The organism is Chenggangzhangella methanolivorans (genome assembly GCF_019797865.1).
Classification (GTDB): domain Bacteria; phylum Pseudomonadota; class Alphaproteobacteria; order Rhizobiales; family Methylopilaceae; genus Methylopila; species Methylopila methanolivorans.
Genome location: NZ_CP081869.1, coordinates 4,360,609 through 4,373,367, shown reverse-complemented (window position 1 = coordinate 4,373,367; position 12,759 = coordinate 4,360,609). Strand labels below are relative to the sequence as shown.

10 protein-coding genes and 2 pseudogenes are annotated in these 12,759 nt (G+C 69.3%); 6 read left to right on the top strand and 6 right to left on the bottom strand.

Features of this window, described 5'->3' with window-relative positions; translation table 11 throughout:
• Positions 1 to 16 precede the first annotated feature (16 nt).
• Positions 17 to 340, top strand: a complete 324-nt coding sequence (locus K6K41_RS22935; RefSeq protein WP_315855080.1) for an ArsR/SmtB family transcription factor — start codon at positions 17 to 19, stop codon at positions 338 to 340.
• Complete coding sequence (locus K6K41_RS22930; protein WP_261402426.1) at positions 337 to 900, top strand: SRPBCC family protein; 564 nt, start codon at positions 337 to 339, stop codon at positions 898 to 900. The genes K6K41_RS22935 and K6K41_RS22930 overlap by 4 nt, the downstream gene beginning before the upstream one ends.
• 4 nt (positions 901 to 904) lie before the next feature.
• Here K6K41_RS22930 and msrB read toward each other — a convergent pair whose 3' ends face one another.
• From msrB to K6K41_RS22900, 6 genes and pseudogenes are all read right to left on the bottom strand, one after another.
• Entirely contained in the window at positions 905 to 1,315 is a 411-nt protein-coding gene (gene msrB, locus K6K41_RS22925; protein ID WP_261402425.1) for a peptide-methionine (R)-S-oxide reductase MsrB, read from the bottom strand.
• A 57-nt stretch (positions 1,316 to 1,372) separates the two neighbouring features.
• The gene (locus tag K6K41_RS22920; protein WP_261405899.1) at positions 1,373 to 1,993 is read right to left on the bottom strand and encodes a hypothetical protein; all 621 of its coding nucleotides are present in this window, start codon (positions 1,991 to 1,993) and stop codon (positions 1,373 to 1,375) included.
• 316 nt (positions 1,994 to 2,309) lie between these two features.
• Positions 2,310 to 2,486: pseudogene (locus K6K41_RS22915) on the bottom strand (hypothetical protein); the annotation flags it as partial.
• A 124-nt stretch (positions 2,487 to 2,610) separates the two neighbouring features.
• The gene (locus tag K6K41_RS22910; RefSeq protein ID WP_261402424.1) at positions 2,611 to 3,282 is read right to left on the bottom strand and encodes an AI-2E family transporter; all 672 of its coding nucleotides are present in this window, start codon (positions 3,280 to 3,282) and stop codon (positions 2,611 to 2,613) included.
• A 173-nt stretch (positions 3,283 to 3,455) separates the two neighbouring features.
• Positions 3,456 to 4,982: a sulfatase gene (locus K6K41_RS22905; RefSeq protein ID WP_261402423.1), complete on the bottom strand. Its 1,527-nt coding sequence runs from the start codon at positions 4,980 to 4,982 to the stop codon at positions 3,456 to 3,458.
• Positions 4,983 to 6,652: 1,670 nt separating this feature from the next.
• Positions 6,653 to 6,886, bottom strand: a complete 234-nt coding sequence (locus tag K6K41_RS22900; RefSeq protein ID WP_261402422.1) for a hypothetical protein — start codon at positions 6,884 to 6,886, stop codon at positions 6,653 to 6,655.
• A gap of 202 nt (positions 6,887 to 7,088) precedes the next feature.
• Between K6K41_RS22900 and K6K41_RS22895 the strand changes: the two genes are divergently transcribed.
• From K6K41_RS22895 to K6K41_RS22880, 4 genes and pseudogenes are all read left to right on the top strand, one after another.
• Positions 7,089 to 8,060 (top strand): aldo/keto reductase, encoded by a 972-nt coding sequence (locus K6K41_RS22895; protein WP_261402421.1) that lies wholly within the window; start codon positions 7,089 to 7,091, stop codon positions 8,058 to 8,060.
• A 184-nt stretch (positions 8,061 to 8,244) separates the two neighbouring features.
• Positions 8,245 to 9,222, top strand: coding sequence for a DUF808 domain-containing protein (locus K6K41_RS22890; protein ID WP_261402420.1), 978 nt, complete (start codon positions 8,245 to 8,247; stop codon positions 9,220 to 9,222).
• A 51-nt stretch (positions 9,223 to 9,273) separates the two neighbouring features.
• A pseudogene (gene uvrB / locus K6K41_RS22885) lies at positions 9,274 to 12,014 on the top strand (excinuclease ABC subunit UvrB); the annotation flags it as partial.
• On the top strand, positions 11,947 to 12,726 hold the full coding sequence (locus K6K41_RS22880; RefSeq protein ID WP_428978613.1) for an alpha/beta fold hydrolase: 780 nt from the start codon (positions 11,947 to 11,949) through the stop codon (positions 12,724 to 12,726). The pseudogene uvrB and the gene K6K41_RS22880, both read left to right, overlap by 68 nt.
• Positions 12,727 to 12,759: the final 33 nt, after the last annotated feature.

The following is a 12,759-nucleotide window of genomic DNA, read 5'->3' as shown; positions in this document are numbered from 1 at the left end:
AAAACAGCTCGACGCCGTGTTCCGCGCCCTCGCCGACCCGACCCGCCGCGGCATGCTGGCGGCGCTCGCCTTGAGCGAGCGAAGCGTCGGAGAGCTCGCCGCGCCTCATGCGATGTCGTTCGCCGCCGCCGCCAAGCACGTGAAGGTCCTGGAGCAGGCCGGGCTGCTGGCGCGGGAGATCCGCGGGCGCACGCATGTCTGCCGTCTCGCCCCCGAGGCGCTCGCCGAGGCGGAGGCCTTTCTCGCCCCATACCGCCGTTTCTGGGCCGGCAAACTCGACGCGCTCGAGGCGGCGCTGGTCGCCGACGTTGAAACCAACACGACTGGAGACGACACATGACCGCCGCCACGCTCGACGAAACCCGCTTCGGCTCCATCACCGGAGCGCGCGAGATCACCTTCCATCGCATCCTGCCGGGCCCGATCGAGAGGGTCTGGGCGTTCCTGGTCGAGGGCGAGAAGCGCAAGCTCTGGCTTGGCGCAGGCGAGATCGAGCCTCGGGTCGGCGGCGACGTCACGATCATCTTCGACAACGGCTCGCTGACGCCGGCCGGCGAGACGATCCCGGAGCGCTTCCAGAAACACGCCGTCGAGATCGAAAGCCACGGGCGCGTTCTCCGTTGGGAGCCGCCGCATGGGCTGACGTTCAGCTGGTGGGGCGATCCCGGCGACAGCTCCGAAGTCGCGATTGACCTCGCCGAGGCGGCGGATGGAAAAGTCCGCCTCACCCTCGTCCATCGCCTGCTGAAGGACCGCGACGAGGCGCGCAGCGTCTCCGGCGGCTGGCACGCGCATCTCGACGTTCTGGAGGCGGTGCTCGAGAACCGCTCGCATGAGCGGTTCTGGAGCGTCATCGAGGAGGTCGAGCCGGTCTATGACGGCCGGCTCCCCTCCGCCTGAGCCGTCACTCGGCTTCGAAGTTCAGCGCGACGCCGTTGATGCAATAGCGCAGGCCCGTCGGCGGCGGGCCGTCCGGAAACACATGACCGAGGTGGCTGCCGCAGCGCGAGCAGTGCACCTCGGTGCGCCGCATCCCGTAGCTCCTGTCCTCGGTCGTCTCGACCGAACCGTCGACCGGGGAGGAATAGCTCGGCCAGCCTGTGCCGCTCTCGAACTTGTCGCCGGAGCGGAACAGGGCCTGGCCGCAGCCGGCGCAGCAGAACGCGCCCTGGCGCTTTTCCGAGAGCATGACCGCGCAGGTGCCGGCGCGCTCGGTGCCGTGCCGGCGCATGACGTCGTACTGTTCGGGGGTGAGCAGCTCGCGCCATTCGGCCTCGGTGCGGGTCACCTCATAGGCGGCGTCGGTCGTGCTCATCGGCTTCTCCCTCTACTTCAACCCGAATATGGGGCGGCTGAACCGAAGCGGCAGGGGTCAGGCCGGCAGAGCGGCGCGGGCGGGCCCGAGCTGGGCCGAGGCGGCTTTGGCCGCGCGGCAGAGCTCCACCGCGTCGCCGAGCGACAGCGCCACGGCGTCGGCCCGGGCGGAGGCGCGCTCCTTGTCGATCGCGCGGCGCGCCGCTTCGGCGCTCCAATCGGTCGATTCCGAGCGCCAGCGCGCGACCACGACCTGCGCCTCTTCGCCGGCCCGCTTGATGCGGCGCACGCCGAGCCGCAGCTGAGCGTCGCCGGGATCGAGCGCCACGAGGCACCACACGGGCGGCGCCGCGCCGGCCGTCTGGGGATCGTCTCCCTCGACGAGCCGCGCCGACACCCCGTTCTTGCACAGGATCTGCGCCACGATGACGGCGGCCGCCTGATCGACCGGCGTGCGGGCCCCGACGCAGAGCACCGCATCGGGATCGATCGGCTTCGGCGCCTCGACCGGCGCCGCCGCGCCGAAGCGGCCTCGGCAACGCCCAGCCGGCGCGCTTTCGCTGGCCTCGGAGGCCTCGACGGCTTCGATCGCCTCCACGGCTTCTGGGTCGGTCGCGGTCTTGTCGCTCGTCGGGTCGGCGTCGTCGTAGCGCGCCAGATCGTCGGCGAGCTCGCTCACCGAGTTCCGGAGCGCGGCGAGCCGTTCGGGCTTCAGGATGCCCCTCGGCGTCGCGCTGGGCGAGCAGAAGGCCTGGCATCGCGACCTCCTCGTAATAGGCCAGAGACTTCTCCCGCAGGAACTCCTCGGCTTTCTCCGAGGTCTCCGCCGGATCGCCGGCGAGCATACGCTGATAGAACAGCTGCGCGGGGGTGAGCGCCGGACGGTCTCCGAGAAGGGTCGCGAGAAAGCCGAGGCTCTCGACATGCCGTCCCAGCACCACGAGACAGACGGTGAGCGGCGTCGCGAGCACGAGGCCGATCGGCCCCCACAGCGCCGTCCAGAACGTCGCCGCCACCACCACGGCGACCGGCGACAGCCCGGCGGAGCGGCCGTAGACCAGCGGCTCGATCACATGGCCGACCACCGGCTCCACAACCGCAAACAGCGCCGCGGTCGCGATCAGCATCGTCCAGCCCGGATCGACCGCGGCGGCGAGCGCCATCGGGAACACCGCGGCGATGACCGCGCCGACGTAGGGCACGAACCGCAGCACGCCGGCGACGATGCCCACAGCGCGGGGCTCGGCACGCCGATCGCCCACAGGCCGACGCCGATCACGAAGCCGAAGGCCGAGTTCAGTCCGAGCTGGGTGAGGAACAGCCGCGACAGCCGCCGCGCCGCGTCGTCGATGGCGGCGGTGGTGCGCGGGATGTCGCGCGCCCCGGCGAGGCCATCAGGCGGTTCCGCAGATCCTCCCGCTCGAGCAGGATGAAGATCACGAAGATGACGATGATGCCGAGCGTCGCCATCGGATGGATGAGCGGCGTCACGATGTCCTGCAGGTTCCGTATCGAGCTCTGCGGCGGAGTGACGATCTCGACCGGCGTGGGAGGCGCAGGCTCGTCGGCCTTGGCGCCGTCACGCTCGGGCTTGGCGCCGGGGCGCAGCGTCACGCCGCCGGCCGGCGCGTCGAACTCCTTGCCGAGATTCTGCAGCATGTCTGCGGCCCGCTCGAGCGTGCCGGAGCCGAAGGTCCAGCCGCGCATCGACTGGACCTTCTCGCGCATCGTCGATTGATACTTGGGCAGGTCGCCGGCGAGTTGCCCCATCTGGCCTGCGATGATCGCGCCGAGGCCGACGATCACGCTGAAAGCGAGCGCGACCGCGAACACCACGGCGGCCGAACGCGGGACGCGGGTCCGCTTGGCGAGACTGACGATCGGGGAGAGCACGAAGGACAGAAGCAGCGCGAGCGCGATCGGGATCAGCAGATCCGCGCCGACATAGAGCGCGGTCACCACGCCCATGACGACGATCGTCCAGGGCCGCTCCGCGGACCACGCCGCTTTCCGGCAGTTCGCCGCTTGGCGCGGCCGTCCCCCTGCTCACCGGATCATCGCTCGCACAGGCGCGCGGCGGGCCGCGCGCGTCAATCGCCCGGAGAGCCTAACGTCCTGGACGCCAGCGGTTCCGCCGCGTCCTAATCTTCTTCGTTCTTGGAGTCGCCGACCTCAGGCGCGGACCGCTTCGGCACGAAGCGCTCGAGCTCCGCGACCGCGCCCTGGTCGGCCTGGCCTCGGTTCGTCTTGTCGAGCAGGTTGGTCCACTCCCACGGATCGACGCGGTGGTCGTAGAGCTCCCGGGAACCGTCGCCGTAGACGATGAGCCGGTAGGTCTTGTCGCGCACGGCGAAGTGCCGGTGCGCGTTCGCGCCGCCGCCCTCCTTGAGGTCGAGCGACCAGGTCGACAGCACGTGGTCGCGCGGCTCTCCGCCCTTGCCGCGCAGATATTTCGCGAACGACACGCCGTCGAGATGCTTGGGCGCCTCGCCCACGGCCAGCTGGGCGAGCGTCGGATAGAGGTCGATGCTGGAGATCAGCGTGTCGGACAGGCCCGCCTTCAGGCCCGGACCGCCGATCAGCATCGGCACGCGGGTGGCGCGCTCCCACAGGGTGAACTTGCGCCAGGCGAGCTTCTCGCCGAGCTGCCAGCCGTGGTCGGACCAGACGCAGATGATCGTGTCGGCGGCGTTCGGCCCCTTCTTAAGCCCGTCGAGCACGAGGCCGACGGCGTGGTCGGCGAGCGAGATCGCGGCGAGATAGGCCTGGATCGCGGACTTCCAGCCCTTGCCCGCGATGATGCGGCGGTGATCCTTCACGTGCTGTTCGATCATCGCCCGTCCGGCGTCGGAGAGATCGCGCACGTCTTTGTTGCCCCGGATGCCGGTGTGCTCGACGTCGAGCGCGCCCAGCGGATAGTCGAGCTTGTTCTCAGGATAGCGGTCGAACCACTCCTGCGGCACGACCCAGGGCATGTGCGGCTTGCGCAGCCCGAAGGCGGCGAAGAACGGCTTGCCGTGGCGTTTCGACAAGACGTTGTCGACGAGCCACTCGGCGCGGCCGACGTCCTCGGTCTTCTCGGTCTTGCCCTCGGGCCCCCATTCGAGGATCTCCTTGCCGCTCTGGATCAGCTCGGTCAGCGGCTCGAACTCGGTCCAGGCGTCGGGATCGTTGCCGCGCGGCTCGTCGCCGTTGTGCCGCCAGCCGCCGTGGAACAGCTTTCCGGTGCCGATCGTCTTGTAGCCGGCGTCGCGGAAGAACCGCACGATCGAGGGCTTGTCGGCGAGATCGCTCTGCCACCAGTCGCCGCTGTCGTTGGTGTAGACGCCGCTCTTGTGGGGCTCGACGCCGAACAGGATCGAGGCGCGGCCGGGCTTGCAGGCGGGCGCCGGCGTATAGGCCCGGGTGAAGCCGGTCGCGATCTTGGCGAGGCGGTCGAGGTTCGGGGTCCTAACGCCCGGATAGCCGCCGAGGAACCCGGTCCAGTCGTTCAGGTCGTCGATCGCCACGAACAGCACGTTCGGGCGCTTGCCGCCGCCCCCGCCCTTGGCGGGCGCCGCCAGATCGCCGCCGACGGCGGCCTGCGCCGGTCCGGCCAGAGCCCCACCCCCGAAAGCGACGGCCGCGCCGGCCGCCAGAATCTCACGTCTCGAAACGTCTCGCGCCATGTCCGATTCAATCCCCGCAATCGCTGGACGACGGACTTGGCCTCAATAAATCGACTCTGTCTATATAATTTATCGATTGATGACGGGAAGGTGATGAGAAATCTCAAAATTACGCTTGTTTCCATGGACTTATAACGACATCCGGACAAGCGGCATCGGCGCATTGCGGCCCCTCCGAAACCGCATGGCTTGAGGTCACCCGATCACTTTCGACCTTCTGGGCCACTTCGCCGCTCTCCCGACAGAAGGCCGACAGGATCGCCCCCGGACCCGCGAAAAGGCGCCGCCAAGGCGCCGGACCGGACTCCCGACGGGCCGTCGAACGACCCTGCGAACGGGCGCCTGCGCGACGCTTTCGGGCCGCGCCGCCGCCGCTCCGTCGCCCTCCCCCGCGACGCGCAGACGCCGCGGGTCGCGCCGCCGCGCCAAAACCCTCCGGGGCCCGGATGGGCGGCGAAGCAACGGCGGGTCGCGGGGTCAGAGAGCGCAGTTTTCGAAACGAAACCGTCGGTCAGGATACGGAAGGGCGCGGGACGCCGGGCCACCGTACATGCCGTAGTTCTGGGCTGACCGGTCGCCCGGCGCCCCGCGCACGGCGTCTTAGCGCTCGCGGCGGTCGACTCTCGAACGGTCGCGACGCTCCCGGATCCTTCTGGCCCCCGGCTCGTCGAGCACGGGGCCGTCAGGTCCTCGGACAGCCCCGCGGCGTTCCGGGATCTCGCGATCCCGAAGGCCGGAGAGGGCCGCCGCCGCCCGCCCTTACGCCTGCGCTAGGCGCACCGGTCATCGTGCCGGCTGGTCTCGACATCAGGCCGTCCCGCCTCGTCTCCAGCCGGATCGGCCGGGGATCGCGCGCGACGACGGACGCCGCCGTCAATGCGCCCCGGGAGCCGGGAGATCCGGTCCTCCCAGCCCGCGGGCGCCGCCCCCTTCCCCGCACGCCCGGCCGGTCCAGACACGCCTTCCGTGTGGGAAAAGGCCGAAAGAGGAGAGCATGGGACGAGGCGGATGCCAAGGAATTTTATCCTAAGCACACCATCCGGGTCTAATGCCGCGGGCCAAGCGCGCGACCGCCGAAAGGCCGAAGCACCCGAAAAGTCCGGTCAAGCTGCGCGGTTCGTTACACGCCTGCGCCAGTCGCTGGCCGGCGGAATCCGCAGTGCGGGCGCGGATGGCGGACGGCGCCTATCACGGGCTCATGGCGCGGGGCTTAGGCGAGCTCGGCGATCGCGTCTGCGCTCACGCCGCAAACTCTTCGAAGTCTTCGAAGGCGTCGGGTGACGTTCTCCACGAAGGTTTCGGCCGCCGCGCCCTCGGCTAGGATGATCTCGTGGCCTTCGGGTCTCGCTGTGGAAGACGGCCAGCCCCGCTCGAATCTCCATTTGGCTAAGCCGCAAGATGGGCAGGCGAACCTCCGCGCTCCCATTCGCGAGCGAGCGCGACACGTCACATATGTCTTCATGGAAAGGCGCTTCGACAGACAGATCCGCCGCATCCACCCTAAGGTTTCAGCGGGCGCGGCAGGCGCAATTCCAACTCAGACCGCAGCGGTCACAAGCGCTCCCGCGGCAAAACTTCAGCCGCACGCTTGCTCGATCAATCCAGCAATTGGCGCTCCAGCGCGCGCTCAAAGAGCTGCGCGCGAGCAGACCGACGCTCTGCTTAGCCTCTCACCCCACCGCCTGCTTCTTCGCCGCCGCCTTGCGGGGCGCGGCCTTCTTGGCGGCGGGGGCCTTGGCGGGAGCGGCCTTGGCCTGCGCAGCTTCTTCGGCGTCGCGGGCGAGGCGAAGGGCCTTGAGGCGAGCGGTCTTGGCGTCCCGCTCGTTCCGTTCCTTGGTCACGATGTCCTGAAACGCCTTGTTCGTCTGGGCTTCACGCGACGTGGCGGCTGTTCTCGAGACCATGGCTCTCTCCCCTGCGAGCGGGAGCTCCATTGGCTCTCAGCCGCCGGCGCCCGATACGCAATGCCGACGATGCTGAGGATATGGGGCGCGCGGGCGGATTTTCAATCCGGCACGGCGCGGGTCCGGCCCGCCTCGCGCCGCCCTTCCCTCTCCGTTCCCGCCGCCTAACTCCCCGCGCCTCGCCCGCCATGGAGGCGCTTTCATGAACTACGAGAAATTCGGCCGCACGGGCCTCGACGTCTCGAAGATCTGCCTCGGCTGCATGACCTATGGGGACGCCGGCCGCGGCGCGCATCCGTGGACGCTCGACGAGGAGACGAGCCGCCCGCTCATCCGGCAGGCGCTCGAGGCCGGGATCACTTTTCTCGACACCGCCAACGTTTATTCGCTGGGCTCGAGCGAGGAGATCGTGGGGCGGGCGATCCGCGACTTCGCCAAACGCGACGAGATCGTGCTGGCGACGAAAGTGTGCCAGCGCATGCGGCCGGGCCCAAACGGCGCGGGGCTGTCGCGCAAGGCTATTCTTTCAGAGCTCGACGCCAGCCTGAAGCGGCTCGGGACCGACTATGTCGACCTCTATCAAATTCACAGATTCGACTACGGCACGCCGATCGAGGAGACGCTGGAGGCGCTGAACGACTGCGTGCGGGCCGGCAAGATCCGCTATATCGGCGCCTCGTCGATGAGCGCCTGGCGGTTCGTGAACGCCGTGCATGTCTCGCGCAGCCATGGCTGGGCCGAATTCGTCTCGATGCAGAACCACCTCAACCTGATCTATCGCGAGGAGGAGCGGGAGATGATCCCCTTCTGCCGCGAAGAGGGGATCGCCGTGATCCCGTGGTCGCCGCTCGCCCGCGGGCGGCTGACGCGCGACTGGGACGAGGGAAGCGCGCGCGCCGACACCGACGAGTTCGGCAAGACGCTCTACGTGCCCTCCGACCGAGAGGTGGCGGAGGCGGTGGGCCGCGTGGCGGCCGCCCGCGGGGTTTCGCGGGCGCAGGTGGCGCTCGCCTGGGTGATCCAGAAGCCGGGGATCACCGCGCCGATCATCGGGGCGTCGCGGCCGGGCCATATCGAGGACGCGGTGGCGGCGCTGTCGCTGAAGCTGACCGAGGACGAGATCGCGACGCTCGAGGCGCCCTATCAGCCGCATGCGGTGGCGGGCTACGCGTGAGCGGACCGCTTCGAAGGGCGTGACCGACGCCGTCGCCGCAGGCGGCTAAATAAAGCGATCGTGCTTTGACGCGCGACGGATTTGGCGTCGGCGGTCGCAAAAGTCGAATTTCGCGCGTGCTATGGCGCGTCCGTGTTCCGAACGAGCGGCGCCGCCCGATGGCCGGCATCCAAGGGGGTCTTGCATGTCCGTCGGTCTGATCGCGTTGCTCGACGACGTCGCGGCGCTCGCCAAGGTCGCCGCCGCCTCGCTGGACGACGTGGCGGGCCAGGCGGCGAAGGCCGGCGCCAAGGCCGCAGGCGTCGTGATCGACGACGCCGCCGTGACGCCGCGCTACGTGGTGGGCTTCGCGGCCGACCGCGAGCTGCCGATCGTCGGGCGCATCGCGCTCGGGTCGCTGCGCAACAAGCTGCTGATCCTGCTCCCGGCGGCGCTCGCGCTCAGCCTGCTGGCGCCGTTCCTCATCACCCCGCTGCTGATGCTCGGCGGCGCGTTCCTCTGCTACGAGGGCGCGGAGAAGATCTACGAAAAGCTGTTTCCCCACGCCGCCCACGCGCACGAGGCCGCGATCGCCGACCCGGCCGACGCCAAGGCGCTCGAAGACGCCAAGATCGCGGGCGCGATCAAGACCGACTTCATCCTGTCCGCCGAGATCATGGCCATCACGCTCGCGGCCGTGCCGGACGGCGGGTTCTGGACCAAGGCCGCGGTGCTGGCGGTGGTGGGCCTCGGCATCACGGTCGCGGTCTACGGCGTGGTGGCGCTGATCGTGAAGGCCGACGACGCCGGCGTCGCGATGGCGAAGTCGCAGGCCGGATCCCTGGTGCGCGCGCTCGGCCGCGGGCTCGTGGTCGGCATGCCGGTTTTCCTGAAGGTTCTGGCGATCGTTGGCACCGCCGCGATGGTGTGGGTCGGCGGCGGCATCGTGGTGCACGGGCTCGAGGAATACGGGCTCGGCGCGATCGCTCACGCGATCCACGATTGGGCCGTGGCCGCGGGCCATGCGGTTCCCGCCGCCGCGGGCTTCGCGGAATGGGCCGTGGGCGCGGCCGCCGCGGGCGCGATCGGGCTGGCGATCGGCTTCGCCATCATCCCGCTGGTCGGCTATGCGCTCGCGCCGGCTTGGGACGCGCTCCGCGGCCTCTGGGCGAAACCCGCCTGATTTTCGCGCCGGCGCCGTCGCACGTCCGGACCGACGCGCTATATTCGGCCCATGCCGAAATCGTCCCGAAAGTCCGGATTCGCCGAAGCCCCGCAGGCCGCCTTCGAGGGCGCGCCGCTCGAAGACGTCACGGCCGACGCAGCCCTGCTGAAGGCGCTCGGCCGGGGCCCCGACGCCGCCGCCAAGGCCGCGGCCGCCAAGCCCAAAGGCAAGCGTCGGCAGATCCAGGACCACGAGCCGGCGCCCGATCCCCAGAAGGCGCCGCGCGGCTTCGGGGCGGTGAACGAGACCGACGTCGGCGCGCTGCCGGCCGATTTCGATCCGTCCAAGGGCGTATCTGCCACCGTTGCGGCGCTCGAGCAGCTGATCCAGCACGGCCGGCCCGAGCTTCAGGGCAAGCCTTGGGTGCCGCATCGGCCGGAGCGGCCCGCCAAGCTCGAAAGCGGGCAGACGTTTCACCTGAAGAGCGAGTACGAGCCCAAGGGCGACCAGCCGACCGCGATCTCAGAACTCGTCGACGGCATCCGCCGGCAGGAGCGCGACCAGGTGCTGCTCGGCGTCACCGGCTCGGGCAAGACCTACACGATGGCGCAGGTCATCCAGGAGACCCAGCGTCCCGCGCTGATTCTCGCGCCCAACAAGACGCTGGCGGCGCAGCTCTACGGCGAGTTCAAGTCGTTCTTCCCCGACAACGCGGTGGAGTACTTCGTTTCCTACTACGATTATTATCAGCCGGAAGCCTACGTCGCGCGATCCGACACCTATATCGAGAAGGAAAGCTCGATCAACGAGCAGATCGACCGCATGCGGCACTCCGCGACGCGGTCTCTGCTCGAACGCGACGACGTCATCATCGTGGCGTCGGTGTCCTGCATCTACGGCATCGGCTCGGTCGAGACCTACACCTCGATGACCTTCGTGCTGCAGGTCGGCGAGCAGATCGCGCAGCGCCAGCTGATGGCCGACCTCGTGGCGCTCCAGTACAAGCGCGCCGACGTGAATTTCGTGCGCGGCACCTTCCGGGTTCGCGGCGACACGATCGAGATCTTCCCGGCCCATTACGAGGACAGGGCGTGGCGCGTCGGCCTGTTCGGCGACGATATCGAGACGATCCAGGAGTTCGACCCGCTGACGGGCCAGAAGTACCAGGACCTCAAGGCCGTCAAGATCTACGCCAATTCGCATCACGTCACGCCACGGCCGACGCTCAACCAGGCCATCAAGGGCATCAAGGACGAGCTGAAGAACCGCCTCGTCGAGCTCACCAAGATGGGCCGGCTGCTGGAGGCCCAGCGGCTCGAGCAGCGCACCCAGTTCGACCTCGAGATGATGGAGGCGACGGGCTCCTGCGCGGGCATCGAGAACTATTCGCGCTGGCTGTCTGGCCGCAAACCCGGCGAGCCGCCGCCCACTTTGTTCGAATATCTGCCCGACAACGCGCTCGTCTTCACCGACGAGAGCCACGTCACCATCCCGCAGATCGGCGGCATGTATCGGGGCGACTTCCGGCGCAAGGCGACGCTCGCCGAATACGGCTTCCGGCTGCCGTCCTGCATGGACAACCGGCCGATGCGGTTCGAGGAATGGGACGCGATGCGGCCCCAGACCGTGCACGTCTCGGCGACGCCAGGCTCCTGGGAGATGGAGCAGACCGGCGGCGTCTTCGTCGAGCAGGTCATCCGCCCCACGGGCCTCATCGATCCGATGATCGAGCAGCGCCCCGCCCGCAGCCAGGTCGATGATCTGCTGGGAGAAGTGCGCGAGACCGCGGCCAAGGGCTATCGCTCGCTCGTCACGGTGCTCACCAAGCGCATGGCCGAGGACCTCACCGAATACATGCACGAGCAGGGCATAAGGGTCCGCTACATGCACTCCGACATCGACACGCTGGAACGCATCGAGATCATCCGCGACCTGCGGCTCGGCGCCTATGACGTGCTGGTCGGCATCAACCTGCTGCGCGAGGGCCTCGACAATCCCCGAATGCGGGCTGGTGGCGATCCTCGACGCCGACAAGGAGGGCTTCCTCCGGTCGGAGACCTCGCTGGTCCAGACCATCGGCCGCGCGGCGCGAAACGTCGACGGCAAGGTCATCCTCTACGCCGACAAGGAGACCGGCTCGATGGCGCGCGCCATCGCGGGAGACCGACCGCAGGCGCGAAAAGCAGCTCGCCTACAACGAAGAGCACGGCATCACGCCCGAAAGCGTGCGCCGCGAGATCGGCGACATCCTGAACTCGGTCTACGAGCGCGACCGCGTCACCGTGGACAAGGGTTCTCCGAGGACACGCCGGGCGCCGGCCACAACATGAAGGCGACGCTGGCCGACCTCGAGACCCGCATGCGCAAGGCCGCGGCCGACCTCGAATTCGAGACCGCCGCGCGGCTGCGCGACGAGATCAAGCGCCTGCAGCAGACCGAACTCGCGCTCGCCGACGACCCGATGGCGCGGCAATACGCGGTGGAGGACCGCGCCGGCTCTTATGGCGGGGACCGCAAATACGGGCGCTCGGCCAACACGCCGCCCAAGTCTTCGACAAGCCAGTCCAGGGTGGCCAAGCCGAGCCTCGACGACATGGGCCCCGGCACCGACCGCGTGACCCCGCTCCACGACGACGACGCCCCGCGGCGCGAGAAGCCCGACATGATGACGAAGAACTTTCGGCCGGGCGGAAGGCGACAGGGGCCGAAGCGGCGGTGACGGCGCAGGCCCGGCTTCGCACGCTGACGCGCGACGGCGTCTCTCTCGCCTTCGCCGAGACGCCGGGCGACGGACCGCCGGTCCTGCTCGTCCACGGCTGGTGCTGCGACCAGTCCTATCTCGCGCCGCAGGCCGACCATTTCGCGGCGCTCGGCCGGCGCGTGGTCGCGGTCGACCTGCGCGGCCACGGGGCGAGCGACAAGCCCGTCCAGCCCTATCCGATGGAGGCGTTCTCAGACGACCTCGCCTGGCTGTGCGGAGAATTGGGGCTGGAGCGATCCCTCGTCGTCGGCCACAGCATGGGCGGCATCGTGGGCTTCGACCTTTCGGCGCGCCGGCCGGACCTCGTCGAGGCGCTCGTCATGATCGACGCCGCAGTGGCACTGCCGGCCGCGGCCCGCGTCGCGATCCCGGCCTTTCTGGAAAAACTGCGCGGCCCGGACGGCGCCGCGGCGCTGCGCGCTTATGTGGGCGCGGCGCTCTTCATCCCGACCGACGACCCGGACCGGCGCGACCGCATTCTCGACGCCATGGCGGCCGCGCCCCGGCATGTGATGGTCGCGGCCTTCGAGGGCCTGCGCGACTACGACCCCGCCACCGCCACGGCGCGCCTGCGCACGCCCGCGCTCTACGTCGCGGCCGACGAGCCGACCCCGCGGACCGATCTTGCGCGGCTGCGCGAACTCGCGCCCGACATGCTCTACGGCCAGACCGTCGGTTCGGGCCATTTCTGCCAGCTCGAGGTCCCCGATCAGGTCGACGCCATGATCGAGCGTTTTCTTCGCGTCGCCGTTCCGCGCTAGGACGTCCGCCGAAACCGACGCATGGGGCGACAG

Coding starts and splice junctions, on each gene's coding strand:
- K6K41_RS22895 (WP_261402421.1), top strand. CDS start 7,089: ATGAACTACGAGAAATTCGGCCGCACGGGCCTCGACGTCTCGAAGATC.
- K6K41_RS22930 (WP_261402426.1), top strand. CDS start 337: ATGACCGCCGCCACGCTCGACGAAACCCGCTTCGGCTCCATCACCGGA.
- K6K41_RS22900 (WP_261402422.1), bottom strand. CDS start 6,886: ATGGTCTCGAGAACAGCCGCCACGTCGCGTGAAGCCCAGACGAACAAG.
- msrB (WP_261402425.1), bottom strand. CDS start 1,315: ATGAGCACGACCGACGCCGCCTATGAGGTGACCCGCACCGAGGCCGAA.
- K6K41_RS22910 (WP_261402424.1), bottom strand. CDS start 3,282: ATGGGCGTGGTGACCGCGCTCTATGTCGGCGCGGATCTGCTGATCCCG.
- K6K41_RS22890 (WP_261402420.1), top strand. CDS start 8,245: ATGTCCGTCGGTCTGATCGCGTTGCTCGACGACGTCGCGGCGCTCGCC.
- K6K41_RS22905 (WP_261402423.1), bottom strand. CDS start 4,982: ATGGCGCGAGACGTTTCGAGACGTGAGATTCTGGCGGCCGGCGCGGCC.